The sequence below is a fragment of the Paraburkholderia sp. genome (genome assembly GCF_036488795.1).
Lineage (GTDB): Bacteria > Pseudomonadota > Gammaproteobacteria > Burkholderiales > Burkholderiaceae > Paraburkholderia.
This window is the reverse complement of the sequence record NZ_DASXHA010000050.1, coordinates 13,384-39,972: the sequence shown is the minus strand read 5'-3', so window position 1 is coordinate 39,972 and position 26,589 is coordinate 13,384. Positions and strand designations below refer to the sequence as shown.

Here is a 26,589-nt window from a genome sequence, read left to right as displayed (position 1 = left end):
AGACCCTCGCGCCGATGAATATTTCCCGTCTGTTTATTCTTCGACCGGTAGCGACGCTGCTGCTGATGATCGCCCTCGTGCTGGTGGGCCTCGTCGCCATGCGGGTGTTGCCGGTCTCGTCCCTGCCCAACGTCGACTATCCGACCATTCAGGTGCAGACCTTCTATCCGGGCGCAAGTCCGGACGTGATGGCCACCACCGTGACCGCGCCGCTCGAAGTGCAGTTGGGCGAGATTCCCGGTCTGCAGCAGATGACCTCGTACAGCTCGGACGGTGCGTCGGTCATCACGCTGCAGTTCGACCTGTCGCTGAATCTCGACGTCGCCGAGCAGAACGTCCAGCAGGCCATCAACGCCGCCAACAGCTTCTTGCCGTCGGGTCTGCCGGGTCCGCCGACCTACGCGAAGGTGAATCCGGCCGACCAGCCGATCCTGACGCTCGCCGTGACCTCGAAGTCGATGTCGCTCACGCAGCTCGAGGACGTCGCCAACAACCGGCTCGGCACCAAAATCTCCGAAGTCTCGGGCGTGGGGGTCGTGACCACCAGCGGCGGCAACGTGCCGGCCATCCGCGTCGAAGCGGACCCGCACAAGCTGGCCGCCTACGGCCTGAATATCGACGATCTGCGCACGCTGCTCAGTTACGTCAACGTCAGTCAGCCGAAGGGCAATTTCGACGGCCCGGAACTCGACTACACCATCAACGGCAACGACCAGATCAGCGACCCGAAAGATTACCTGGACACGGTGATCGCCTACCAGAACGGCGCGCCGGTGTTCCTGCGCGACGTCGCGCGGGTGAGCCAGGCCGCCCAGGACGTCGAACGCGGCGCCTGGTACAACGGCACGCCCGCCATCGTCCTCAACGTGCAGCGCCAGCCTGGCGCGAACGTGATCGCCACCGTCAACCAGATCATGAAGCAGTTGCCGCAGCTCGAATCGACGCTGCCGGCCGGCATGAAGGTCACGGTGGTGTCGGACAGTACCGGCGTGATCCGCGCGTCGGTCCACGACGCGGCGTTCGAGCTGATCCTCGCCATCGTGCTGGTGATCGCGGTGATCTTCGTGTTCCTGCGCAACGTGCCGGCCACGCTGATTCCGAGCGTGTCCGTACCGGTTTCGTTGATCGGCACGCTGGCCGTGATGTACCAGATGAACTACTCGATCGACAACCTCTCGCTGATGGCGCTGATTATCGCCACCGGCTTCGTGGTCGACGACTCGATCGTGATGATCGAGAACATCGTGCGTTATCTGGAGGAAGGCAAGACGCCGCTCGAGGCCGCGCTGGAAGGCGCCGGGCAGATCGGCTTCACGATTCTGTCGCTGACCATTTCGCTGATAGCCGTGCTGATTCCGCTGCTCTTCATGGGCGGCGTCATCGGGCGTCTGTTCAGCGAATTCGCCGTGACGCTCGCGGTGACCATCGTGATTTCGGCCGTCGTCTCACTGACCGTGGTGCCGATGCTCTGCGCGCGCATGCTGCGAGCCCAGGCCGAGCGCCATCCGAGCCGTTTCGAGCGGATCAGCGAAGGCCTGTTCGACAAGACGCTCAATGCCTACGAGCGCGGACTGCGCTGGGTGCTGGACCACCAGGTGCTCACGCTGATGGTGGCGGTCGGCACCGTCGTGCTCACCGCCGTGCTGTACATCGTGATTCCGAAGGGGCTCTTCCCGGTGCAGGACGTCGGCGTGATCGAGGGCATCAGCGTCGCCGACAACTCGGTCTCGTATTCGGCCATGGTGAATCGCCAGAGCGCGCTCGCCGACGCGATCCTGAAAGATCCGGATGTGACCTCCCTCACCTCCTACGTGGGGATCGACGGCACCAACTCGACGCTGAACAACGGCCGCTTCCTGATCAATCTGCGCGATCGCGACAAGCGCTCCGATACCGCGCAGGAGATTGCCCGGCGTCTGCAGCAGGAGGTCGCCGAGGTGCCGGGCGTGCGGCTCTACATGCAGCCCGAACAGGATCTGACGCTCGACACCACGGTTTCGCCGAACCAGTACAGCTTCGTGCTGCGCGGCCCGAGCCAGCAGGCGTTCCAGAAGTATGTGCCGGAACTGGTGGCACGCCTGAAGCAGATTCCCTCGCTCGCCGACGTGCAAAGCGACATGAATACCGACGGCCTGAGCGTGAACGTCCAGGTCAACCGGCAACTGGCCGCGCGCTTCGGCATTACGCCGGCGACCATCGACAACGCGCTGTATGACGCACTCGGCCAGCGGATCGTCTCGACCATCTTCGAGCAGTCCGCGCAGTACCGGGTGATTCTGGTCGCCAAGCCCGAGTCGCTGCCCACCGTCAAGTCGCTCGGCGATCTGTATCTGCCGAGCCAGACGAGCAGCACGGGCCAGGTGCCGCTGTCGGGCATCGCCGATATCCAGATCACCAAGTCGCCGCTGGTGATCAGCCATCTGGCGCAGTTCCCGTCGGTCACGATTTCGTTCAACCTCGCGAAGGGCGCCTCGCTCAGCACGGCGGTCAAGGACGTCAAGGCGGCCGAACAGGCGGTGAACCTGCCGCCGTCCATTACCTCGTCGCTGCAGGGCGCGGCCCAGGCATTCCAGGATTCGCTGTCGAGCGAGGTGTATCTGCTGATCGCCGCGCTGGTCGCCGTGTATATCGTGCTGGGCGTGCTGTACGAGAGCTTCATCCACCCGGTGACGATTCTCTCCACGCTGCCTTCGGCGGGGATCGGCGCGCTGCTTGCGCTGATGATCGCCGGCAGCGACCTGGATGTGATCGGCATCATCGGCATCGTGCTGCTGATCGGTATCGTCAAGAAGAACGCCATCATGATGGTGGACTTCGCGCTCGACGCCGAACGCAACCACGGCAAGCCGCCGCGCGAGGCGATCTTCGAAGCCTCGCTGCTGCGCTTCCGGCCAATCCTGATGACGACGCTCGCCGCCATGCTGGGCGCCCTGCCGATGCTGCTCGGCACCGGCACCGGCTCGGAACTGCGCCGGCCGCTCGGCCTCGCGATCATCGGCGGTCTGACCTTGAGCCAGATGCTCACGCTCTTCACCACGCCAGTGATCTACCTGTTCTTCGACCGCATGGCGCTGCGTTTTAGCCGCTGGCGCAAGCGCAATGCACCGTCCACTCCACCTGGCGATGCGGCGGAGGACGCGCCTTGAACATCTCGGCGTTATTCATCCGGCGCCCGGTCGCGACCACGCTTCTGGCGATCGCGATCCTGATCTCCGGGGCGCTCGCCTATTTCCGGCTGCCGGTTGCGCCGCTGCCCAACATTGCCTTTCCGGTGATCGTGGTGCAGGCGCAGATGGCCGGTGCGAGCCCGGACATCATGGCATCCACGGTGGCCGAACCGCTCGAAAGGCGGCTCGGCACGATCGCCGATGTCGAAGAGCTGACCTCGGTGAACACGGTCGGCACTTCGATGATCGTGGTCGAGTTCGGACTGAACCGCGATATCAACGGCGCCGCTCGCGACGTCGAGGCGGCCATCCAGGCGGCCCGCGCCGACCTGCCGACCACGCTGCGCAGCAACCCGACCTACCGCCAGTACAACCCGGCGGACTCGCCGATCATGGTGCTGGCGCTGACCTCGGACACGCTCACCAAGGCCCAGCTTTACGACTCGGCGGACTCGGTGATCCAGCAGCAGCTCTCGCAGGTCCAGGGCGTCGGCCAGATCACGCTGGGCGGCGGCGCGTTGCCGTCGGTGCGGGTCGAATTGCAGCCGGACAAGGTGAACAGCTACGGGCTCGGCCTCGAGGACGTGCGCGCGGCGATCGCCGCGGCCAACGCGGATAGCGCCAAGGGCCACCTCGACGTGGGCAGCCAGCGCTACGTCGTCACCTCCAATGACCAGATCACGAAAGCGGCGCCCTACCGCGATCTGGTGGTCGCCTACCGGAACGGCGCGCCGGTCGTGCTGCGCGATATCGCGCAGGTGCGCGATTCCAACGAAAATATCCGCAACGCGGGGCTCTACAACGGCAAGTCGGCCGTGCTGGTGATCGTCTATCCGATGCCCGGCAGCAACGTCGTGAGCACGGTCGCGCAGATCAGAAACGTGCTGCCGGCGATCGAAGCGACGCTGCCGAGCAGCGTCCATGTGCGCGTCGCGATCGACCGCTCGGAGTCGGTCCGCTCGTCGGTGGGCGATACCGAACGCACGCTGTTCATCGCGGTGCTGCTGGTGGTGGGCGTGGTGTTCATCTTCCTGCAGTCGCCGCGCGCCACGCTGGTGCCGGCGGTCGCGCTGCCGCTGTCGATCGTGGGCACCTTCGGGCCGATGTACCTGCTCGGCTACAGCATCGACAACCTCTCGCTGATGGCGCTCACCATCGGCACCGGCTTCGTGGTCGACGACGCGGTGGTGGTGCTCGAGAACATCGTGCGCCACATGGAGGCGGGGATGAGTCCCAGGGAGGCCGCGCTCAAAGGCAGCGGCGAGGTGGGCTTCACGGTGATCTCGATGAGCATTTCGCTGATCGCCGTGTTCCTGCCCATCATGCTGATGCCGGGCGTGGTCGGCCTGCTGTTCCATGAGTTCGCCGTCACGCTCTCTATCGCGATCCTGATTTCGCTCGTGATCTCGCTCACGGTCACCCCGGCCATGTGTGCCTACGTGCTGAGCCGCGACAACTCGGGGCATTCGAAAGCCCGCTGGGCGCGCTGGGTGGAGTCGCTATTCGACCGTTTCAAGGACGCCTATTCGCGTTCGCTCGCGGCGGTGCTCGATCACTCGCTGCTGGTGATCCTGGTGCTGTTCGGGCTGCTGATCGGCAACGTGTTCCTGTTCAAGCTGCTGCCGGCCACCTTCTTTCCGGAGCAGGACACCGGCATCCTGATTGGTCAGATCATCGCCGACCAGAGCATTTCGTTCCCGGCCATGGAAAAGAAGCTCGAGCAGTTGCAGGAGATCGTGCAGAAGGATCCGGCGGTTCTTTCGGTGGCGGGCTTTACCGGCGGCCGCGCGCTGAATACGGCGAACGTCTTCATTGAACTGAAGCCGCTCGCCGAGCGCCACGTCACCGCCACCGAGGTCGTCAACCGTCTGCGGCCCAAGCTCAACCAGGTCTCGGGCGCGCGCCTGTTCATCCAGGCACAGCAGGACCTGCGCATCGGCGGACGGCAGTCGGCCGCCGAGTATCAGTACACGCTCACCAGCGACGATTCGGCCGCCCTCTTCAAGTGGACGCCGCTGCTGGTGGCGGCGCTCAATAAAGACCGCGGGCAATTGCAGGACGTGAACTCGGACCTGCAGCAAAACGGTCTGCAGACCTATGTCACATATAACCGTGCGACCGCGGCGCGCTATGGCTTTGCGCCGAACCAGATCGACAACGTGCTGTACGACGCATTTGGTCAGCGCAGCGTGTCGACCATCTACAACCCGCTCAACCAGTACTTCGTGGTGATGGAGGTGGCGCCGCAGTACTGGCAGTATCCGCAGACGCTCCAGCAGATATACCTGAGCACGGCGGCGGGTAATGCTACCGGCACGGCGGGCACGCAGATGCCGGGCGGCACGGTGTCGGGCGTCAAGCCCACGCTTGCCGAAAGCTCGCCCAGCAGTACGTCGAACACCAACTCGCTCAACTCGAACGCCCAGGCGAATGCGACCACCAATAGCATCTCCAACAGCAAGGGCGGCAGTTCGACCGGCAGCGCGGACAGCACCTCGGCGGAAACCATGGTGCCGCTTTCGGCGCTCGCGTCGTTTGCGAACAGCCATACGGCGACTCAGGTGAACCACCAGAGCGGCCTCGTGGCCGCGACGATCTCGTTCAACCTGCCGCCGGGCGGATCGCTCAGCCAGGCGGGCCAGGCGATTGACGAGACGATCCGCGACATCGGCATGCCGGCCAGCGTGCACGGCTCGTTTGCCGGCGCCGCGGCGGCCTTCTCGCAGTCGATGGGCACGATCCCGTTGCTGATCCTGGCGGCGCTCGGCGTGGTGTATATCGTGCTCGGCGTGCTGTACGAAAGCTCGATCCACCCGCTCACCATTCTGTCGACGCTGCCGTCGGCCGGCATCGGCGCGACGCTGGCCTTGCTGATTTTTGGCACGCCCTTCTCGGTGATCGCGCTGATCGGCATCATCTTGCTGATCGGTATCGTCAAAAAGAACGGCATCATGATGGTGGACGTGGCTATCCAGATGCAGCGCAGCGAAAACATGCCCGCCAAGGAGGCGATCCACGCCGCGGCGGTGGTGCGGCTGCGGCCGATCATGATGACCACGTTCGCGGCGGTGCTCGGTGCGGTGCCGCTTGCGATCGGCATCGGCCAGGGCGCGTCGTTGCGTCAGCCACTCGGTATCACGGTGATGGGCGGCCTGATCCTGAGCCAGGTCTTTACGCTGTACACGACACCGGTGATCTACCTCTACCTCGACCGCCTGCGGGGCAAGCTGGTCAGGTGGTCCGCAGGCCTGCCATGGAATCGGGACGCGGAGCAACCCGGACAACCGGATACGAAGGCATGACCATGAAGATTTCCTCTACACGCGCTGGGGTTGCCGGCACCCTGAAGACTACCCGAGCGGCCACTCATCAAGCCAGCCGGCAAGGCGCAGCGCGCCGGTTCGGCAGGCTTGGGCCGCTGCGGCCGCTGGCCGTCGCGGCGCTCGCGCTGCTCTTCAGCGGCTGCATGGTCGGACCCGACTACCACCGGCCGCAAGTCAACGTGCCCGCGACCTACGCGGAGTTGCCGGGCTGGACTCAGGCGCAACCGGACGCGGCCGGACCGAAAGGCCAGTGGTGGACCAGCTTCAACGATCCGCTGATCGACGAACTCGAGCCGCTGGTGTCGGTCTCCAACCAGACCGTGCGCCAGGACTACGCGAACTATCAGGAAGCGCTGGCCGAAGTGCGCGTGGCGCGCGCCGGTCTGTTCCCGACCATCGGCGTGACCGGATCGGCCACCAGGGAGCGGGCCAACACCGGCTCGTTCAGCACGGGCGGCACGACCGGCAATTTCAGCAGCGGCTCGGCCCGCATCTTCAACTCGGGCTCGCTCGAGGGCAATATCGACTGGGCACCGGACCTGTGGGGCCAGGTGCGCCGCACGATCGAGGAGAACTCCGCCACCGCCCAGGCGAGCGAGGCCACCCTCGCCAACGCGACCCTTGCCGAACAGGTTGCGCTCGCCACCGCGATCATCGAACTGCGCACGAGCGACGCCAATATCGATCTGCTGCAGAAAACGGTCGTGCAGTATCAGCACTTTCTCGACGTGATTTCCGATCAGGACAAGGCCGGCACCATTCCGCCGTCCAACCTGGTCAGCGCACGCACCCAGCTCGAAGCGGCGCAATCCAGCCTGATCGCGCTCGGCGTGGCGCGTGCACAAGACGCCCATGCGATTGCCGTGCTGGTGGGCAAGAACCCGGAAGAGCTGTCGATCCCGCACAGCACCGCCATGCCCGCGTTGCCCGAGGTTCCCGTCGGGGTGCCGTCGACGCTGCTGGAGCGCCGCCCCGACATCGCCACGGCTGAGCGCCAGATGGCCGCGCAGAATGCGGCGATCGGCGTGGCCGTGTCGGCGTACTACCCGGCGGTGTCGATCTCCGCCCTCGACGGCTTCACGCAGTCGCCGCTGTCCGGTCTGCTGCACGTGGCCAACTACGTGTGGTCGCTCGGCGGCAGCGCCACCGAAACCATCTTCGACGGCGGCTTGCGCGGCGCCAACGTGGACGCGGCGAAGGCGGCCTACGACTCGGCAGTCGCCAATTACCGCGGCACGGTGCTGACGGCCTTCCAGGACGTGGAAAACGATCTGTCCGGGCTGCGGATTCTCGCGCAGCAATCGGTCGTGCTGGACAATGCCGTGCGCGATGCGACGCGCGGCGCCGAGATTGCCCTTGACGAGTATCAGGCGGGCACCGTGGACTACACGACGGTGGCGACCGCGCAGGCCACGCAGTTGAGCAGTCAGCAGACCGCGCTGAACGTGCAGGAGTCGCGCCTGCTGGATGCGGCTTCTCTGTTCGGCGACCTGGGCGGCGGCTGGTCGGCCGGCGACCTGCACGACCCACGGCATCCGGTAGCACAACACGCCGCGCCCGTGCAAACGGGCGACGCCTCCACGCAGGGTGCCGCAGCGAAGACGCCGTAAGCACGCGCCCGGTATGACGGGCTGAGCGGGCAGCCGGGCGCCCTCGCCGCCTGTGCCATCTTCAACAATCCGTTAAGATTGATCCTCTGAGCAGCTTATTCCCGACCGCGCGCATCTCGCGACGCGCGCGGCCAGTCGCTCCCCCAACAGAGGAATCCAGCATGGCCACATCGAGCTATACCGATACCCGTCTCCTGATCAACAACGAATGGTGCGACGCCGCCAGCGGCAAGACGCTCGACGTCGTCAATCCGGCCACCGGCAAGCCCATCGGCAAGGTCGCGCACGCAGGCGTCGCCGATCTGGACCGCGCGCTCGCCGCGGCCCAAAAGGGCTTCGAAGCCTGGCGCAAGATCCCGGCCAATGAGCGCGCCGCCACCATGCGCAAGGCCGCCGGCTTCGTGCGCGAACGCGCCTCCGACATCGCCCGCCTGATGACCCAGGAACAGGGCAAGCCGTTCCCGGAAGCGCGCGTCGAAGTAATGGCCGCCGCCGACATCATCGAATGGTTCGCTGACGAAGGCCGCCGCGTCTACGGTCGCATCGTGCCGTCGCGCAACCTCGCTGCGCAGCAACTCGTGCTGAAGGAACCGATCGGTCCCGTGGCCGCTTTCACGCCGTGGAATTTTCCGGTCAACCAGATCGTGCGCAAGCTGAGCGCGGCGCTCGCGAGCGGCTGCTCGTTCCTCGTCAAGGCGCCGGAAGAAACCCCGGCGTCGCCGGCGGGTCTGTTGCAGGCGTTCGTCGACGCCGGCGTGCCGCCTGGCACCGTGGGCCTCGTATTCGGCGATCCGGCTGAAATTTCCAGCTACCTGATTCCGCATCCGGTGATCCGCAAGGTCACGTTCACCGGCTCGACGCCGGTCGGCAAGCAACTGGCTGCACTGGCCGGCGCGCACATGAAGCGCGCCACCATGGAGCTGGGCGGTCACGCGCCGGTCATCGTCGCCGAAGACGCCGACGTCGCGCTCGCCGTGAAGGCCTCGGGCGGCGCGAAATTCCGTAACGCAGGACAGGTCTGCATTTCGCCGACGCGCTTTCTCGTGCACAACAGCATCCGCGAAGAATTCGTCGCGGCGCTCGTCAAGCATGCCGAGGGTCTCAAACTCGGCGACGGCCTTGCCGAAGGCACCACGCTTGGGCCGCTCGCCAATGCGCGCCGTCTGACGGCCATGGCAAAGGTGCTGGACAACGCGCGCGCCACTGGCGCGACGGTCGCCACCGGCGGCGAGCGGGTCGGTTCGGAAGGCAACTTCTTCGCGCCGACCGTGCTCACCAACGTCCCGCTCGAAGCCGACGTGTTCAACAACGAACCGTTCGGCCCGGTCGCGGCGGTGCGCGGCTTCGACACGCTCGAAGAAGCGATTGCCGAAGCGAGTCGCCTGCCGTATGGGCTCGCCGGCTACGCGTTCACGAAGTCGTTCAGCAACGTGCATCTGCTGTCGCAGCAACTGGAAGTGGGCATGCTGTGGATCAACCAGCCCGCCACGCCGTCGCCGGAGATGCCGTTTGGCGGCGTCAAGGATTCCGGCTATGGTTCGGAAGGCGGACCGGAAGCGATGGAAGCTTACCTGGTGACCAAGGCGGTGTCGGTGATGTCGGCATAAACGGAATTTGAAGCGGCCTTAAAGCCGCTTCAAAGCTGATTCAAAGCTGCTTCGATGCCACATGAATTCCGCACCAGGCGCGCTTTAAAACTGAATGGCCCCTCTTTGCACGGGGCCATTTTTTATGCGCCGCCGAACCCTACGGCCGCCCTCACATGCGATGCAGCGCGGCTTCCCATGTCATTCCAGAGAACACTTTCGCGACCCCGATCCCGCTAAAGAAATCCCCGCTCGAGCCGTTATAAAGCCATGCAGCAGACTCGGTTTTCGTAAGCCGAAGTATCGTTCGATCGACGCCGGCGACGCACTCGCGTGCCACCCATGCCGATCTGCGCAAAACGCGAACATTCCGACGGAGGTCATGCCGTCAGCAGTCCCAACAACATGATCGGCCATCCCGTCCGGGCAACGGAGGCCGCGACGGCGCGAATTCAGGCGCATGACGCCGGCCCGTATCACGTTCATGCACATGCTTGCAAAAGGACCGAAGAAATGCGCTGGGGCTCCCTCCTCCTCTGGCCGCGGCCTCACCAGCCCCATAGGACAACAGCGATTTCGCCACGCAAGATGCAACGCGCATATTCATTCGGCTGCGAGGTGCCGCGCCTGAGGGTGTACGCATCGCGGCTGTCGATGCCGGCCCTGACGCTGCTCACGCTGGTGATGCTGATGCCGCCCGGCACGGCCAGCGCCGCGGAAAACGTGTTGCGCGTGCTGGCGTGGCCCGGCTACGCGGACCGCGACGTCGTCAAGGATTTCGAAGCGCGCTACAAGGCCCGCGTGGAAGTCACGCTGGTGGATTCCGACGAAGCACTGTGGGACAAGATGCACGCAGCCGGCGCGCCGCCATTCGACGTGCTCGCCGCCAATCCCGTCGAGATTCGCCGCTACACCCGCGAGCATCTGCTGGCGCCGCTTGAGCTCGCCCGGCTGCCGAACACCCGCCGGCAGCTGCCGCGCTTTCAGGCGCTTGCGTCAATCGACGGCCTGACGGAGGGCGGCAAGGTCTACGCCATTCCGTTCACCTATTCGTCCATGGGATTGATCTACGACCGCAAGCAGATCGCCGTAGCGCCCACTTCGATGGCTGAGCTGTGGAACCCGCGTTATCGCGGCAAGGTGCTCGACTTCAACAGCGCGGAACACAACTTCTCGTTCGCAGCGCTCGCGCTCGGCTACCCCGACCCGTTCCAGCTCAGTGCCGCCCAGATGCACGGCATCGCGCTCAAGCTGGTGGAGTTGCGCCGCAACCTGCTCACCTATTACAACCTGCCCGAAGAGGCGACCGCGTTCTTTATCCAGCACAAGGTCGCGCTGATGTTCGGCAACTACGGCACGCAACAGGTCGCGCAGTTGCGCCGCGCGGGTGCGGACGTCGGCTATGTGATTCCGGATGAAGGCGCGCTCGCGTGGCTCGACTGCTGGGCCATGACGAGCAGCGCGGCGAATCGTCCGCTTGCGCTTGCCTGGATCAACACCATGCTCGAACCAGGCGTGAGCGGGCGCCTGACGCAGCGCCAGGGACTCGCCAATACACTGACGGCCGCGCCGGAAGACAACGCCAATGCGCACCTGATCTGGCTCAGACCCGTGGACGATATCCAGCAGCGCGAAGCCTTGTGGAGCAAGATCGTCTCGGGCGACCGGCCGGAGAGTTTCAGATGATGCGCCCGGGCCTCACCTTCAAGCTGGCTCTCCTGCTCGCCTGCATCGGCGTGATTGCGTCCGGGGCGACCGGCTACTACGCGTACCGCGCCAATCGCGCGATGCTGGTAGACCAGGCCGGACAGAATCTGCTGACCTCGACGCAGTTGCTCAGCCAGCGTTTTTCTTCGGCCATCGACGACATCGCCGCCGACGCGCACGTGCTCGCCAATCTGCCGTCTTCCGCAGAGATCGCCGAAGCAGGCGACGCTGCCGGAGACAGTGAGGCACGCACCCGGCTCGCGCAGGTGTTTTCCCGCTTCATGGCGTATCACCCGGAATATCTGCAGGTGCGCCTGATCACGCGACAGCACAACGGGCTCGAACTGATCCGTTTCGACCGGCAAGCGCACAGCGCGGTCCAGGTCGATGACAGTCGCCTGCAGGAGAAGAGCCAGTTCCCCTACGTGTTCGACACGCTAGCACTACCGCCCGGCGCGATCTACATCTCGCCGATCGCCGTCAATCACGAACAGGGCGCGCATTCCGCCGAGGGCAAACCGACACTGCGGCTCAGCACGCCGGTTGCCAGCGCCGAGGGCCGCGTGGTGGGCGTGGTGGTGATCGACGTCGATCTCGCCAGCCTGCTCAAACTGTTGCAGGTCGATCTGCCCGGCAGCTACCAGGTGTATCTCGCCAATCAGTGGGGCGACTTCCTGATCCATCCGGACACCACGCAGACCTTCGGTTTCGACCGTGGCCGGCGCATTTTCATGCAGGACAGTTTTCCACTCACGCGTGCGCTGTTCGAGCAGACCGGCAACGACGTGCTGGTCGACGAACCGGCGCAGCCCGATCAGGCAGCGGGCCGTGTGCTCACCTTCATACGCAAGCCGTTCGGCGGCTCGGACGGCAACCGCTTTATCGTGCTCGGGCTGGCACGGCCGCTCGCCGACGTGCTCGCCGGGGCCAATCTGCTCGGCGACCGGATTGTCCGGATGGTGCTGGTTTCCAGCGTGCTCGCGTTGTTTCTCGCCATCCTGTTCGCCCGCGCGCTCACGCAGCCGCTGCAGATCATCGCGAACGCCGCGACACATTTCTTCGCCGATCACACGATGGACGCCTTGCCGCTCAGGCGCACCGACGAAATCGGCGTGCTGGCGCGCTGCTTTGACCGGATGGGCCGCGAGATCCGCGTGCAGATCGACGTGCTGCATAGCAAGCAGCATGAGCTCGCGCATCTGGCGAGTCACGATGTGTTGACGGGCGTGCCCAACCGGATGCTCTTCACACAGAAACTGGAAGCGGCGATTCACGAGGCCGCGGCCAACGGCGAACATCTGGCGGTGCTGTTCGTCGACCTGGACCGCTTCAAGCAGATCAACGACCAGTTCGGCCATTCGGTCGGCGACCGTGTGCTGGTCGCCGTGGCGCGCCGTCTGCAACGCGTGCTCGCGAAAGACGATATGGTCGCGCGGCTGGGGGGCGACGAATTCATCGTGCTCGTCAAGGGCGCGCGCGCGACCCATGCAGCGCCTTCCATCGCTGCAGACATCGTCGGCGCGCTCAACGAGGCGCTGGTGATCGACGGACAGCCCGTGATGGTCGGCGCGAGCATTGGCATCAGCCAGTACCCGGGCGACGGCATCAGCGCCGAAACCCTGCTCCTGAACGCCGATGCCGCGATGTATGCCGCCAAATCCGGCCCGCACGCTTCATGGCTGCGCTATCGGGATCTGCAGGAACTGCTCGACGCGCGCCAGCAAACGCCTGCGTATGGTCTGCCGGACCCAGGCCACAAAGTGACGCATCAGCGAGGCGCCTGCGAAGCCGCTTATCGGGCGGATTCCCAGATCGCGCACGAAGGCAGCTACAAGGACAGCTACAAAGCCGGTTACGCAGCCATCCACGAAGCCGGACCCGACGCGGAAAAAGCCCCCGATAGCGAGCCGGACGCCGCCACCACAACCGTCTCATCTTGACTTCAGGCAGTTGCGAAGGTAACCTTCACAGGTTGCCTTCATATTTCCCGGCTCGCCGGGATCCTGCCTATGAACGAGCTCCCTGTTGACCCCGAAGTTGCGCGCGCGCTGGCGTTGGCCGGGGAGTTGCGCGTCGTCGCCGGGCAGTTGAAGCGCCGCCTGCGCGAGCAGACCTTTCTCGGCGACCTCACGTGGACCCAGATTCGCGTGCTCTCGCGGCTCGACAGCGACGGGCCGGCAACCGTCACCGGGCTGGCACGCGCCGAAGGCATCCGGCCTCAATCAATGGGTGAAACCGTGGCGGTGCTGAAGACGGCCGGACTCGTCTGCGGCGCGCCCGACCCGAGCGACGGCAGGCAGACCGTGCTCTCCCTGACACCGGCTTGCGTGGAAGCCATCAAGAGCGGCCGCGCCGCACGCGAAGACTGGCTGTTCCACACCATTCGCAGCAAGCTCGCGCCGGCCGAGCAGGAACAGCTTGCCGCTGCCGTCGGGCTGCTGAAACGCCTGGTCGAACCTTGAATCCTGAACCTTGATCGCGCCGCTCCGCGAGCCGGCATTTTGCTTTTCCGTCCGCGGCTCGCCCGCTGCACTGCTCTACCGACTTCCCGGTCCGCCCATGCAAGCGGCCGCTTCCTGGCCGCTTCACGCGCGACCCGTCCCAGCCCTCTCATCCGAAGGAGAACCCTGATGGCACTCACCACCCTCGACCCCAAGACCGCACTCATCGTCGTCGACCTGCAAAAAGGCATTGTCGCGTTGCCCGTGGCGCACGCCGTTGGCCCGATCGTCACGCAAGCCCGCGCGCTGCTCGACGCGTTTCGCCGTCACAAGCTGCCGGTCGTGCTCGTCAACGTGGCGGGCGTCGCGCCCGGCCGTAACGAGCAGCCGCGCCACACCGGCGAGTTCCCCGCGGACTGGGCCGACCTCGTGCCCGAACTGAACCGGCAGCCGGACGATCACCTCGTCACCAAGCGGACCTGGGGCGCGTTCACCAACACCGACCTCGAAGCGCATCTGAAGAGCAAGGGCGTGACGCAAGTGGTGATCGTCGGCGTGGCGACGAGTATCGGCGTCGAATCGACGGCACGCTATGCGTCCGAACTCGGCCTGAACGTCACGCTCGCCGTCGATGCAATGACGGATCTGAATGCCGACGCGCATCAAAATTCGATCACTCGGATCTTCCCGCGTCTCGGCGAAACCGGCACGACCCAGGAAGTCATCGCACTGCTCGACAAGACGCACGGCGCTTAAGACGCCTTCGGGCATTTCACGCGCGCATTTCGCACGCGCAACTGGTGCGCCTGGATCGCACATTCAAGCCATCTATCGCGCAGATCGAACGAGTCCATGCCAACCACAGCCACGCAGATGATCCAGCCCACGCCCACGAGGCCGCTCCGGTGAGAGGCACGTTCCGTTCGCTGAGCGGCTTCAACTACCGTATGTGGGCGGCGGGCGCGCTCGTCTCCAACGTGGGCACCTGGATGCAGCGCACCGCGCAGGACTGGCTCGTGCTCACCGAGTTGACCCACCGCAATGCGACGGCCGTGGGCATCGTGATGGCGCTGCAGTTCGGCCCCATGCTGCTGTTGCTGCCGCTTACCGGTTATGTGGCCGACCATCTGGAGCGGCGCAAGGTGCTCTTCGTCACCCAGGCGGCGATGGGCGCCCTGGCGCTCGGGCTCGGTCTGCTTACCCTTAGCGGGCTCGTGCAGCTGTGGCACGTGTACGTGTTTGCATTTCTGCTTGGCAGCGTCGCCGCGTTCGACTCGCCCGCCCGTCAGACCTTCGTCTTCGAACTGGTCGGCGAGGCAGACCTGTCGAACGCGGTGGCGCTCAACTCCACTTCGTTCAATGCGGGGCGCATGATCGGACCGGCCGTCGCCGGCGTGCTGATTGCATCGGTCGGCACCGGCGCGGTGTTTCTGCTCAACGCGGCGTCGTTCGCCGCGGTCCTATGGGCGTTGAAGATGCTGCGGGTCGACGAGTTTCATCTCAGGCCGAACGCGCAGCGGGCTCGCGGCGGTTTTGTCGACGGCTTTCGCTATGTCTGGAAACGCCCCGATCTGGTGGCGCTGCTGCTGATGCTGTTCCTGATCGGCACTTTCGGCCTCAATTTTCCGATCTTCATTTCGACCATGTCCGTCACGGCATTTCATGCCGGGGCAAGTCAATACGGGCTGCTGTCATCGACGATGGCGCTTGGTTCGGTAACCGGCGCGTTGCTCGCGGCGCGGCGCGCGCGGCCACGGCTCTCGCTGCTGCTGGTGAGCGCCGCCCTGTTCGGCTTCGGCTGCACCGTTGCCGCGCTGATGCCCACCTACCTGCTGTTCGGCATCACCCTGGTGGTGATCGGCGTGTGTACCCAGACCTTCACCACGTCGACGAACAGCCTCGTGCAACTGTCCACCGAGCCCGCCATGCGCGGCCGCGTGGTGGCAATTCTGCTGGCCATCGCGCTGGGCGGCACGCCGTTGGGCGCGCCTATCGTCGGCTGGGTGGCGGATCACGCCGGGCCGCGTTGGGCGTTGGCCGTGGGCGCCGCTTCCGGATTTGCCGCGGCGCTGGTCGGCCTCTACTACCTCAGGCAATACCGCAATCTGCGTGTACGTCTGGAGGGCTGGCGACTGCATGTGAGCATTGACGGTGACGTGCCGAAAGGCTCTGCGCGCCCCTCACCGGAGGTCGCCGAGGCGGCGGAACAGGAAGCGCCCTAGCCGGCGCTGCCGCTTGCCGGCTAACTCTCGTACGCGCGAGGCCGACGCGGCGCGGCATTCACGACGCGCGCCGTCCAGTCCGACTTGCGCCGCAGAATCGGCTCCTCGATAAAGCGCCATGACAGCTGCGCCAGCGCCAGCGCGATCAGAAACGAAACCGCGACGCCGGTCATCTGCAGCCACCACGGCACGCCTGCCCCATGGAACAGCGCTTCGACGCGCGTGAGCCTTGCGGGATTCGGCACGAAGTTGTGATACAGATAAAAGCCGTAGCTGATCCGGCCGAACGACGCGAGCCAGCCCGTCTCCAGCAGCGTCACCAGCGTGGTACTGCCGCTGCATGCAAGCGCGCACACCAGCGCCGCGATGCATGTGCCGTAGAGCGTGCACGCCGATGTATAAACGACCGCGCTATCCGTGCGGGTCCAATCCGGCTCCGTGATGCACAGCACCGTCACGGCGAACAGCAACGCGATAAAGCTGGGCCCGCGCGACAGAACCTGCCGGACCACCGAGCCTTCACGACGCAACCACGCCCCGCCGATGCCGCCCAGCGCCAGCAGCCAGACATTCGTCAACGGGTGCGTGTAGATCACGATCTCGGGCATGCCCGAGGCGCGCATCAACAGCGTCGACGCGACGCCGATCACGAAGACCGCATAGCAGATCGGCAGATGCCAGCGCGCCGGTGCGAGCAATAGCAGCGGCGCAAACAACAGATAAAACTGCTCCTCGATCGACAGGCTCCAGAGATGCGAATACGGTCCGGGCCAGTAGCGCAGCACCTCGCCGATCCAGAAATTCGACAAATAAAAAATATGAAACGGGATACCGCTCTTGAGCTGCGGATCGACGAAACCCAGCATCATGAGCATGCTCAGCGCCGCCAGCAAGAGGTAGTAGACCGGAAAAATGCGCAGTGTCCGGCGCAACAGGAAGCGCTTTAATTCGGTAAAAAACTGACTGTCACCCGCTTCGATTTTCTTGCGCTGTGCCGTCAGAATGCCGGTGATCAGAAAACCGCTCAGCGCGAAAAAAATCCACACGCCGAGATGCCCGGTGTCGTTTCTGTCACTGAGCACGCGGTGTTGCAGAAACACCATTAGCACGGCGATTGCGCGTAGTCCGTCGAAGCCGCGAATTCTCTTGTCCATGAATGCCATCGTCCGTGTGGGTGTACGTATGGCAAAACCAGTCCGCACATGGAATGCCCCCGAGCGTTCGGCCCATCATAGGATGCAATGGAGTAAAAAAAAATCGTCGGTGCCGGCCGCGCTCAATTTAAAAAAATTCCACGGCGTGCCTGAATTATTTTGTTGCGAAAAATAAATCGCCGCGACGCTGATAAAGTGCACCCAAGAGAGGTGCAGGCATTGCGATTGCTAAGGCGCGATGATCGTGGCTTAAGACTTCCGATGGGCAGCCGTCTGGCATGTTAAGCAGGCCTGCGTAAGGCGAATGGAATTTGCCTTACGCAGATGTCAACGCACCCGGTTGCGAAGCTGCAATATCACAACCTGTCGCGCCAAACGCGCACGCGCATTACTGCGCGCTGCCGCTCAGATGTTTTCTCCCGGCAAGCTGCTGTGCCTCCGCATAGTGGGCTTGCAGCGTCGGCAGGGCCTTCTGTGCCGCCGTCTTCAGCTGCTCATTGCGGCCCGCTGCAATTTCCGCCTGAAATACCGACAACGCTTTGCGCTCGTCAGCCAGCGCAACCTGCTGGATGTAGAGCTTGTCGAAGTCGCTGCCACGCAGGTTTTTGATGCTGTCGAGCACGGCGCTATCGGGATCGTTGTTCGGCACGTCGACACCACGCGGGCTCGCCGCGCGCAGCGCCGCCGACAGCTTCGCGTTATCGTCCGAGACGCGCTGCGCAAAAGCCTTCACATCACGATCCGTGGAACGCGACGTGGCGAGCCGTGCGGCGTCGCGCTGCGTCGATACCGCCTGGGTCGCGTCAGCCACGAACGCCTGATCGGCGGCGTGCAGTTTCGTGTCGTCCGCGGCGGCCGGCGTGGCCTGGGCGGTTTGCGCATGCGCGGTCGTGGCGAGTAGCAGACTGGCCGTGCAAGCACCGATGAGCGAAGCGAGAGGATAGCGAGTCATGTGTTCTCCTTGGTATGACGATGATGAAACCGGCAAGCACGAGCCTGAGCCCGCGAGTGCCGCCGCGCTGGATGTGTGAGGGTGTCGCGGCAGCCAGCTTCAATCGAAGCGGGCGCCACGCATTCTAGAAGGCACGCATTAAATGCGGTGCGAGAAGAAAATCGCTTTTGTAACGGGTGGTAAAGGATCTGGCGAATGCGCCTCGACAATGCTTGCCTGACCCTGCATTCACTGACCCAGATCCGGATGGCGCTTCGCCAGTTCCGTCACCCACTCGGTAAACGCGCGCACGCGCGAACTCAGATTGCGCCGGTGCGGATAGACGATGGATAGCGGCGTGGACGGAACCGCAAACGAAGTGAGGATCTCACGCAGCTCGCCGCGCTCGATCATATCGGCCACCATGAAGCGCGACGGCTGAATGATGCCGTAACCGAGCGCGCCGGCCGTGATGTAGACCGTGCCGTCATTGACGGCGAGTGCGCCTGTGAGCGAGACCTTGACGACTTCGCCGTCCACTTCGTATTCGAACGGAAAAGTCTTGCCCGTGCGCGCCGACACATAGTTGACGGCGCGATGTTCCTGCAGATCGTCGAGTGTCTCCGGCGTGCCGTGCTCATCCAGATAGGCAGGCGACGCGCACGTGACGATGCGCGAATTGCCGATGCGCCGCGCAACAAGGCTCGACTCCTCGAGTGTGCCCATGCGGATCACACAATCCACGCCGTCCTGAATCAGATCGATGTTGCGGTCGGCGAGTCCCAGCCGTACTTCGATCTGCGGATACAGCCGATAGAAGTCTTCGAGCGCCGGCAACAGCAGCGCCTTGGCGAGCGTGCCGGACGTGTCGACGCGAATCGTGCCGGTGGGGCTTTGCCGCTTGTTCGACAGCGACGATTCCGCATCCGAGATCTCCGAAAGAATGCTGACGCAACGCTCGTAAAACAGCGCGCCGTCTTCGGTGACGCTCACCTGCCGCGTGGTCCGGTTCAACAAACGAACCCCGACATGCTGCTCCAGGCCCTGAATCAGGTTGCTCACTGAGCCACGCGGCAAGTCGAGCAATTCCGCCGCCTTCGAAAAGCTATTGGTCTCGACCACGCGCGTAAACACTTCCATCGCCTGCAGGCGGTCCATGCGGATACTCCTCATCGGTCACGGTTGAACGGCTGTGTGGCCCCGGGCATCTGCAGGCGCGTTCATCAGTTGCGCAGCCAGTGCCGGGTAGACGGCTCTATGCCCGCCATTATCTACGAGCGCCGCTCCGAAGTCTGCTTTTGCGGGCCGTGCGCCGCCATTCGTCAGCGCGATCGGCCGCGCACGGGGGTTCAAGGGTAATCAGGCGTGCGATGAAATCGCGTGCGCGCAACGCGCAGCCGCCGCCGCTGGACACTCGCCGGAATTGCTGGCAGGATGCAAATTCCGCGGCTTGCCGCCGCTTGTCTCTCGTCTGACGGTCTACACTTCTTCTCAATGAAATCGCAAGCTATCAAAGTCCTCGCTCACTCGATGCGAATGTTCCTGGCAGGTTCTCCCCCCAGGCGCTAAGGGCTTTTTTGCTTCTGAAAAAGGGACGCCTCGGGCGTCCCTTTTCTTTTTTGGAGCAGCAATGACGTACCGCTACATCACCACCCCGATTTACTACGTGAACGACCGGCCGCATCTGGGCCATGCTTATGCCAGCGTCCACGCGGACATCATGGCGCGCTATCTGCGCGCGGCCGGCCATCAGGTGATGCTGCTCACCGGCGCGGACGAGCACGGCGAAAAAATTGCCAGGGCCGCGCAACAGGCAGGCGAGGCGCCGGCTGCGTTTGCCGAACGGCATGCCAGGACTTTCGAGGACGCGTGGCGGCGCCTGTCGGTCGAGCCGGACCGGTTCGTGCGTACCACGGCGCCGGCTCATGCGCGCGTCGTGTCCGACTGTCTTACGCGGCTCTTCGAGGCGGGCGAAATCTATCTGTCCGACTATGAAGGGCTTTACTCGGTGGGCCAGGAGCGCTTCGTCACCGAGAAGGAGCTGGTCGACGGCAAGCTTGCCGAAGACAAGGAGCCGCCCGTCTTGCGGCGCGAGCCGAATTACTTTTTCCGTATGGAAGCGCATCGGCAATGGATGCGCGAGCTCGTGCTGGACACGCCCGGGCTGATCCAGCCCGTCCAGTACCGCAACGAAATCCTGAAACTGCTGGAAGAGCCGATCGGCGACCTGAGCATCTCGCGGCCCGCGGACCGGCTGTCATGGGGCATCCCGATTCCGTGGGACGCGGGCCACGTCACCTACGTCTGGTTCGACGCCCTGCTGAGCTATGTTTCGCCGCTCGGTTATCCGGATGATCCGGCCTATCGGCACTTCTGGCCGGCGGTGCGCCACGTGATCGGCAAGGACATCTTGCGCACCCACACGCTCTTCTGGCTGAGCATGACGCACGCGCTGGGGATTGCGCCGTACCAGCGCTTGCATGTGTCGGGGCATCTGCTCGGCGCCGACGGCCGCAAGATGAGCAAGTCGCTCGGCAACGGCGTCGATCCGCTCGAGGCCGCGCAGACCTATGGCGTCGACGCGCTGCGCTATACGCTGATCCGCGAGGTCAGCTTCGGCTTCGACGGCATCATCAGCCATGCGGTGATCGAACAACGCCTGAATCGCGACCTCGCGGACGATCTGGGCAACCTGGCGGCACGTACCCTGGCGATGGTGACGAAATATCGCGGCGGCATCGTGCCCGCTCCACACGACTACGAAGCGCGTGAGCAAGCCCTCATCGCGCGGGCCGCCCAGCTGCCTGCGCTCGTGCTGGCGCTCGTCGACGAGATGAAGCTTGGCCGCGCGGCCGAATCCGTGATGGAGTTCGTCTCGCAGCTCAACGTGTATGTGGCGAACAGCGCGCCGTGGACGCTCGCCAAAGATCCTGACGCGTCTGGGCGGCTCGACACGGTGCTCTATACGGTGCTCGAAGCGCTATCGGCCGTGGCGAATCTGCTCTCGCCCGTGATGCCCGGCAAGATGCAGGCGCTGCGCGCGCTGCTCGGCATGGCGCCAGCGCCGGGATGGGAGGTGCGGTGGGGCGACGCTGTGAAGCCGGGTACCCGTATCAGCGAAGGCATCCTGTTTCCCAAGCGAGCGGACGCGGGCTAGCCATGGCAGGCGTGATGACACAGGCGCCCGCCCCGTCATCATCACCTGATGCAACGGGTCAACGCATCGACCAGTGCGCGCGGCTCATATGGCTTGCGCAGGGGCACTGCGTCCGGCAACGCCGTCTGCTGCGCAGGCGTCAGTTCGAGCTCATAGCCGGTCAGAAAGATCACCCGCAAGTGCGGATGATCGCGCCGCGCATCGATCGCCAGATCGACGCCCGAGCGGCCCGCGAGGCCCACGTCGGTCAGCAGCACGTCGACGGGCGCCTCCCGCAGCACGCGCATCGCCTCGAGTTCGCCGTCGGCTTCGACGACATGGATGCCAAAGCTGCGCAGCAGTTCGGCGGTACTGCTGCGCACCAGTTCGTCGTCTTCGACATAGAGGATCCGCAGGCGGCTCACGGCGGCGTCGGCGCTCCTTGCGCCTTCGCCGCGGAAGGGAACAGTGGGAACAGCGGGAACAGGGCCCTTTGTCTGCAACTGCGCCTCACCGGAGGTCTGCGCAAACTGATGGCGCAAGACATGCCGCACCTTGCGTGCGAGCGCCTCGTACGTGTATGGCTTGCTGAGCAGTTCGATACCCTCGTCCAGACGCCCCGCATGCACGATGGCGTTGTCCGTATAGCCGGAGGTGAACAGCACCGCAATCGACGGCAGCCGCTCGCGCGCCTTGCGCGCGAGCTCGGTGCTGCGCAGCGGACCGGGCATCACGACGTCGGTAAACAGCAGATGAATCGGCACACCGCTTTCGACAATGGCGAGCGCGCTTTGCGCGTCCTTCGCCTTCAGCACGCTGTAGCCGAGCGCGGTGAGCATCTCGACGACCGTGGCGCGCACGTCTTCGTCGTCCTCCACCACCAGCACGGTCTCCGCTCCGCCTCTCGCCGGACCGGCATCCACCTGCGTTTCGCGATCCTCTTCTTCGCGCACGCGCGGCAGATAGATTCGCACCGTCGTGCCGTGACCCGGCTCGCTATAGATCTTCACATGCCCGCCCGACTGCTTCACGAAGCCGTACACCATGCTCAGTCCGAGACCGGTGCCCTGACCTTCCGGCTTGGTCGTGAAGAACGGCTCGAAGGCGCGCTCACGCACCTCGGGCAACATGCCCCCGCCGGTGTCGGTCAGCGCCAGCATCACGTATTGACCCGGGGTGACCTCGGCATTGCGCTGCGCGTAGGCGTCGTCGAGCGACGCGTTGCCGGCTTCCATCGTCAGCTTGCCGTGGCCCTTCATGGCGTCGCGCGCGTTGATGGCGAGGTTGAGCAGCGCGTTTTCGACCTGGAACGGATCAACCAGCGTATTCCACAGGCCGCCCGAGACGACGGTTTCGATCTCGATGCCGTCACCGAGCGCGCGGCGGAACATATCGTCGAGCCCGCGAATGAAGCGCCCCAGATTGACGACCTTCGGCGCAAGCGGCTGGCGCCGGCCGAACGCCAGCAATTGCGCGGCGAGGTTCGCGCCGCGCGCTACGCCCGCAAGCGCATTGCGCACCCGTTGTTCGGCCTTCTCGACGCCCGCCACGTCCCTCGCGAGCAGTTGCAGATTGCCGCCGATCACCTGCAGCAGATTGTTGAAATCGTGCGCCACGCCGCCCGTCAGCTTGCCGATCGACTCCATCTTCTGCGCCATGCGCAATGCTTCTTCGGTGTTGCGCAATGCTTCGGTGGTTTCGCGGTCGGTGGTGACGTCGCGCCCCACGCCGTGAAACAGCTCCGTCGCGGGATCCAGCGACAAGGTCCACGCTATCCAGCGCCACGTGCCGTCGCTGCGCTTCAGGCGGTTCTCGTAGCGCACCGGCACACCCGTGCGGCGCAATCGTTCGAGCCGGTCATTGACGCCGGCGACCTCGTCAGGATGGATCAGTTCGAGAAACGAGTGCGATAGCAGCCACTGCAACGGATAACCCAAGGTGCGATACCACGACGGACTGATGCGCAGCAGCGTGCCGTCGAAGGACGCGATCGCCAGCAGATCTTCGCTCAGTTCCCACAGCCGGTCGCGATCGGCGAGCGCTTCGCTCACACGCAGCTCCAGCGTCTCGTTCAGATCGAGCAGCGCGCGCTCGGCCTTCGCACGTTCGGCAATTTCGGTTTGCGCAGCCTGATAAAGACGCGCATTGTCGATCGCGATCGCAGCCTGCGCCGCGATGCCGCTCACGATCCGTTCCGCGCGGGCCGTGAAAACCCCCGTCGCGGGATGCCCGAAGAACAGTCCGCCCAGCACTTCACCGGTACGCGAAATCACGGGCGCCGCCAGATAGCTGCGCACCGGCGGATGTCCCGCCGGCATGCCGTGAAACGGCGCGCTCAGACCGTAGCGCGGGTCCACGGTGACGTCGTCGAGCCGCACGATGCCCTCGCCCTGAAAGGTGGGTCCGAACACCGCCGTGTTGCGCGGCATCGGCAGACTGGCGAATGTCTCTTTCGGCGCGCCGGACAGTGAGTAAAGCATGTAGCTGCCGCGCGTTTCGTCGTGCACGTTGTAGAAAAACGAACCGAACGCGGCGCCGGTGAGTTCGGTAGCCGCGTCGGTCACGACCTGCACCGCGCGGCTCAGATCGAGTTCCGCCGCGACCGCCGTACCGACGCGGTTGAGGATCTCGAGCGTGCGCGACTCTTCGCGCAGGCTGCGTTCGGTGTCGCGCCGCAGCCGTGAGAGCTGCAGGTTGCCCGCCACACGGGCGAGCAGTTCGCGGGCGGAAAACGGCTTGGTCAGATAGTCGTCGGCACCGGACTCGAGACCGCCCACGCGCGCCTCTTCGCCGGCGCGGGCCGATAGCAGCAGCACCGGCGTGTCGCGCAGCACTTCATCGCCGCGCAGTTCGCGCAGCAGTCCGAAGCCGTCGAGCCGCGGCATCATCACGTCCGAAACGATCAGATCAGGCGGATTGGCGCGGGCGGCTTGCAGGGCCGCTTCGCCGTCGACCGCGAGACTGACTGCGTGGCCTGCCTGCGCGAGGATGCGCTGCATGTATTCGCGCAAGTCGGCGTTGTCGTCGACCACCAGCACGCGTCCGGTGACACGGCCGCCAGACAGGCTCTCAGACGATGCGTCGTCGACCAGCGGCGCGGACGCGGCGGCTTCCAGCCCGGCGTCGACGAGCGTCGCGTCGGTCGGCTGCTGCCCGGGAGTCACCGGAATCCACCGCCGTGCGGCCTCGACATAGCTGCGCGCATGCAGACTGGTCGCGGCCGGCGCGTCCGTCAGGGTGTCGGTTGCCGCGCCCGGCAGGCGCGGCAGCACGACGGTGAAGCGGCTGCCCACCCCCACCTCGCTGTCCGCGCGTATCGTGCCGCCGTGCAGCTTGACCAGTTCCTGCACCATCGCAAGGCCAATGCCACTGCCTTCGACCGAGCGGCCCGCCGCGCCTGCCACCCGGTGAAAACGTTCGAAAAGACGCGGCAATTCGTCCGGCGGAACGCCGATCCCGCTGTCCGCCACACGCATCTCGACGCCGCCCTCCGCGCTCTGCCGCACCGTCACGGCGATCGTGCCCGTGAAGGTGAACTTGAACGCGTTCGACAGCAGGTTCATCACGACCCGTTCCCACATCTCGCGGTCGATCAGCGTCATCAGCGGCTGGGACGGACAGTCGAGCACCAGTTGTAACCCGACCGCGTCGATCGCCGACCGAAACAGCGAAACGAGCTCAGCTGTGAAGGCTCCGATGTCGGTCAGTTGCGGATTGATCTGAAAGCGCCCCGCTTCCATGCGCGAAAAATCGAGCAACGCATTCACGAGCTTCAGCAGACGCAGCCCGTTGCGATGGGTGATCTCGATCAGGTGGCGATCGTCCGCGTGGCTCGCCGCGCCGCTTGCGTCGTGCAGGGGCGCCGGCCGCGCGAGCAATTCTTCGAGCGGGCCGAGCATCAGCGTGAGCGGCGTGCGGAACTCGTGGCTGATGTTCGAGAAGAAGGTGGTCTTGGCCCGGTCGATTTCGGCTAGCGCTTCGGCACGCCGGCGCTCCTCCTCATAGGCCTGGGCATAGCCGATCGCCGCACCGATCTGGCCGGCGACGAGCTTCAAAAAGGCGCCATAGCCCTCGTCGAACAGACGGCACGGATTGAGCGCGACGATCAGCACGCACGCGCGCCCTGTCTCACCGCCGGGCGTCACGGGCAGCAAGACCGCCTGGCTGGGTTCGAGGCTCCATGCGCCGCTCGGCAGCGCCACGTCGAAGCGGTCCGCGAGCTCGTTCAGGAACACCGGGCTTTGCGAACTGAGCACTCTGGCGATGGGCCAGGGCGTGACATCCTCCGCAGTGCTGATCGATGCGGGCGCAGCCGGATGGCCCGCCGCGATCCCGCTTGCCGCCGCCAGCGAGACGCTCGCGCCGCCCGGTTCCACGGCATACAGCAACGCGAACGGCAGATCGCGCGGATTGCCTTGCAGCGCCAGCGCGCTGAGCTCGCATACGTCCCGCCAGGAACGCGCGTCCGCGGTGGACGCAGCCAGTTCGCGCAGCAAGGCCAGCTGACGTTCGCCGATCACGCGCGCCGTATCGTCGCTGTTGGCGCAGATGATGCCGCCGGCCGCGCCGTCGTCGTCCGGCACCGGGCTGTACGAGAAGGTGTAGTAGGTCTCCTCAGGAAAACCGTTGCGCTCCATGATGAGGAACTTCTGTTCGACGAAGATCCCTTCCGCGCCGGTCATCGCCGTATCGAGCAGCGGACTGATCTCGTTCCAGATTTCATGCCACACGACGGCCGTGGGCTGGCCAAGCGCGCCCGGATGTTTGCCGCCGACGATCGATTGGTACGCGTCGTTGTAGAAGAACAGCAGTTCGTCGCCCCAGCCGATCCAGATGGGCTGGCGAGAGGTCAGCATGATGCGGATCGCGGTCTTCAGCCCAGGTGGCCAGTTCTGCGGCGCACCGAGCGCGGTGGAAGACCAGTCGTAAGCGCGGATCAGCGCGCCCATCTCCCCGCCGCCGACCAGGAAGGTCGTGGTCAAACTGGCACGCAATGCGTCTGCCGTTGAGCGGTCCAGCTTCATTAACCCAATCTCCTCAACACGGCTGTTCAGATTTTTGTTGGGCCGACGGATACGAAGTGACGCCACTACTTCGGCCACATTGTGCGAACGAGGGAACGTAACGCGATTCTCGCATGCAGAACGGCTGTTCGAACGCGCCAAAGTTTGATTCAAAGCCGCCTTGCACGCACGGCGTTCGCGCTCTGCGACGCGCGACGCTTTCCGATACATTCAGGTTTGCTGCACGACCCGATTCCCTGACGGGCGGCAGGTAATTCATGCTGAGCCGCCCGCGTTCAACGGAGCAAA

Annotated in this window: 14 protein-coding genes; 10 read left to right on the top strand and 4 right to left on the bottom strand. The window is 64.8% G+C overall.

Annotated features, from left to right (window positions below; all coding sequences use genetic code 11):
• Window positions 1-14 precede the first annotated feature (14 nt).
• The 9 genes from VGH41_RS06130 (at window position 15) to VGH41_RS06090 (ending at window position 16,056) form a co-directional block, all read left to right on the top strand.
• Window positions 15-3,146, top strand: coding sequence for an efflux RND transporter permease subunit (locus tag VGH41_RS06130; protein WP_331596458.1), 3,132 nt, complete (start codon window positions 15-17; stop codon window positions 3,144-3,146).
• Window positions 3,143-6,469, top strand: a complete 3,327-nt coding sequence (locus VGH41_RS06125; RefSeq protein WP_331596457.1) for an efflux RND transporter permease subunit — start codon at window positions 3,143-3,145, stop codon at window positions 6,467-6,469. Before VGH41_RS06130 ends, VGH41_RS06125 begins: the two co-directional genes overlap by 4 nt.
• Window positions 6,466-8,100, top strand: a complete 1,635-nt coding sequence (locus VGH41_RS06120) for an efflux transporter outer membrane subunit (protein WP_331596456.1) — start codon at window positions 6,466-6,468, stop codon at window positions 8,098-8,100. Before VGH41_RS06125 ends, VGH41_RS06120 begins: the two co-directional genes overlap by 4 nt.
• A gap of 161 nt (window positions 8,101-8,261) precedes the next feature.
• Window positions 8,262-9,707: an NAD-dependent succinate-semialdehyde dehydrogenase gene (locus tag VGH41_RS06115; protein ID WP_331596455.1), complete on the top strand. Its 1,446-nt coding sequence runs from the start codon at window positions 8,262-8,264 to the stop codon at window positions 9,705-9,707.
• Between the two features lie 663 nt (window positions 9,708-10,370).
• Window positions 10,371-11,372 (top strand): extracellular solute-binding protein, encoded by a 1,002-nt coding sequence (locus tag VGH41_RS06110; RefSeq protein ID WP_414696611.1) that lies wholly within the window; start codon window positions 10,371-10,373, stop codon window positions 11,370-11,372.
• Entirely contained in the window at window positions 11,369-13,333 is a 1,965-nt protein-coding gene (locus VGH41_RS06105) for a diguanylate cyclase domain-containing protein (RefSeq protein ID WP_331596453.1), read from the top strand. The genes VGH41_RS06110 and VGH41_RS06105 overlap by 4 nt, the downstream gene beginning before the upstream one ends.
• A gap of 69 nt (window positions 13,334-13,402) precedes the next feature.
• Complete coding sequence (locus tag VGH41_RS06100) at window positions 13,403-13,855, top strand: MarR family winged helix-turn-helix transcriptional regulator (protein WP_331596452.1); 453 nt, start codon at window positions 13,403-13,405, stop codon at window positions 13,853-13,855.
• A gap of 168 nt (window positions 13,856-14,023) precedes the next feature.
• On the top strand, window positions 14,024-14,590 hold the full coding sequence (locus VGH41_RS06095; RefSeq protein WP_331596451.1) for an isochorismatase family protein: 567 nt from the start codon (window positions 14,024-14,026) through the stop codon (window positions 14,588-14,590).
• A 149-nt stretch (window positions 14,591-14,739) separates the two neighbouring features.
• A complete protein-coding gene (locus VGH41_RS06090) occupies window positions 14,740-16,056 on the top strand; it encodes an MFS transporter (protein WP_331596450.1) in 1,317 nt (438 codons plus the stop codon).
• Window positions 16,057-16,076: 20 nt separating this feature from the next.
• On the opposite strand, the gene VGH41_RS06085 is transcribed toward VGH41_RS06090, so the two are convergent.
• From VGH41_RS06085 to VGH41_RS06075, 3 genes are all read right to left on the bottom strand, one after another.
• A complete protein-coding gene (locus VGH41_RS06085; RefSeq protein ID WP_331596449.1) occupies window positions 16,077-17,210 on the bottom strand; it encodes an acyltransferase in 1,134 nt (377 codons plus the stop codon).
• 388 nt (window positions 17,211-17,598) lie between these two features.
• A complete protein-coding gene (locus tag VGH41_RS06080; protein ID WP_331596448.1) occupies window positions 17,599-18,162 on the bottom strand; it encodes a DUF4142 domain-containing protein in 564 nt (187 codons plus the stop codon).
• 228 nt (window positions 18,163-18,390) lie between these two features.
• Window positions 18,391-19,299, bottom strand: coding sequence for a LysR family transcriptional regulator (locus VGH41_RS06075; protein ID WP_331596447.1), 909 nt, complete (start codon window positions 19,297-19,299; stop codon window positions 18,391-18,393).
• Window positions 19,300-19,771: 472 nt separating this feature from the next.
• Between VGH41_RS06075 and metG the strand changes: the two genes are divergently transcribed.
• Window positions 19,772-21,298: a methionine--tRNA ligase gene (gene metG, locus VGH41_RS06070; protein WP_331596446.1), complete on the top strand. Its 1,527-nt coding sequence runs from the start codon at window positions 19,772-19,774 to the stop codon at window positions 21,296-21,298.
• Between the two features lie 41 nt (window positions 21,299-21,339).
• Here metG and VGH41_RS06065 read toward each other — a convergent pair whose 3' ends face one another.
• The gene (locus VGH41_RS06065; protein WP_331596445.1) at window positions 21,340-26,301 is read right to left on the bottom strand and encodes a response regulator; all 4,962 of its coding nucleotides are present in this window, start codon (window positions 26,299-26,301) and stop codon (window positions 21,340-21,342) included.
• Window positions 26,302-26,589: the final 288 nt, after the last annotated feature.

Excerpts from the sequence above, each read along its gene's own strand:
- VGH41_RS06130 (WP_331596458.1), top strand. The coding sequence starts at position 15 with ATGAATATTTCCCGTCTGTTTATTCTTCGACCGGTAGCGACGCTGCTG.
- VGH41_RS06120 (WP_331596456.1), top strand. The coding sequence starts at position 6,466 with ATGACCATGAAGATTTCCTCTACACGCGCTGGGGTTGCCGGCACCCTG.
- VGH41_RS06115 (WP_331596455.1), top strand. The coding sequence starts at position 8,262 with ATGGCCACATCGAGCTATACCGATACCCGTCTCCTGATCAACAACGAA.
- VGH41_RS06110 (WP_414696611.1), top strand. The coding sequence starts at position 10,371 with ATGCTGATGCCGCCCGGCACGGCCAGCGCCGCGGAAAACGTGTTGCGC.
- VGH41_RS06105 (WP_331596453.1), top strand. The coding sequence starts at position 11,369 with ATGATGCGCCCGGGCCTCACCTTCAAGCTGGCTCTCCTGCTCGCCTGC.
- VGH41_RS06100 (WP_331596452.1), top strand. The coding sequence starts at position 13,403 with ATGAACGAGCTCCCTGTTGACCCCGAAGTTGCGCGCGCGCTGGCGTTG.
- VGH41_RS06095 (WP_331596451.1), top strand. The coding sequence starts at position 14,024 with ATGGCACTCACCACCCTCGACCCCAAGACCGCACTCATCGTCGTCGAC.
- VGH41_RS06085 (WP_331596449.1), bottom strand. The coding sequence starts at position 17,210 with ATGGACAAGAGAATTCGCGGCTTCGACGGACTACGCGCAATCGCCGTG.
- VGH41_RS06080 (WP_331596448.1), bottom strand. The coding sequence starts at position 18,162 with ATGACTCGCTATCCTCTCGCTTCGCTCATCGGTGCTTGCACGGCCAGT.
- VGH41_RS06075 (WP_331596447.1), bottom strand. The coding sequence starts at position 19,299 with ATGGACCGCCTGCAGGCGATGGAAGTGTTTACGCGCGTGGTCGAGACC.
- metG (WP_331596446.1), top strand. The coding sequence starts at position 19,772 with ATGACGTACCGCTACATCACCACCCCGATTTACTACGTGAACGACCGG.
- VGH41_RS06065 (WP_331596445.1), bottom strand. The coding sequence starts at position 26,301 with ATGAAGCTGGACCGCTCAACGGCAGACGCATTGCGTGCCAGTTTGACC.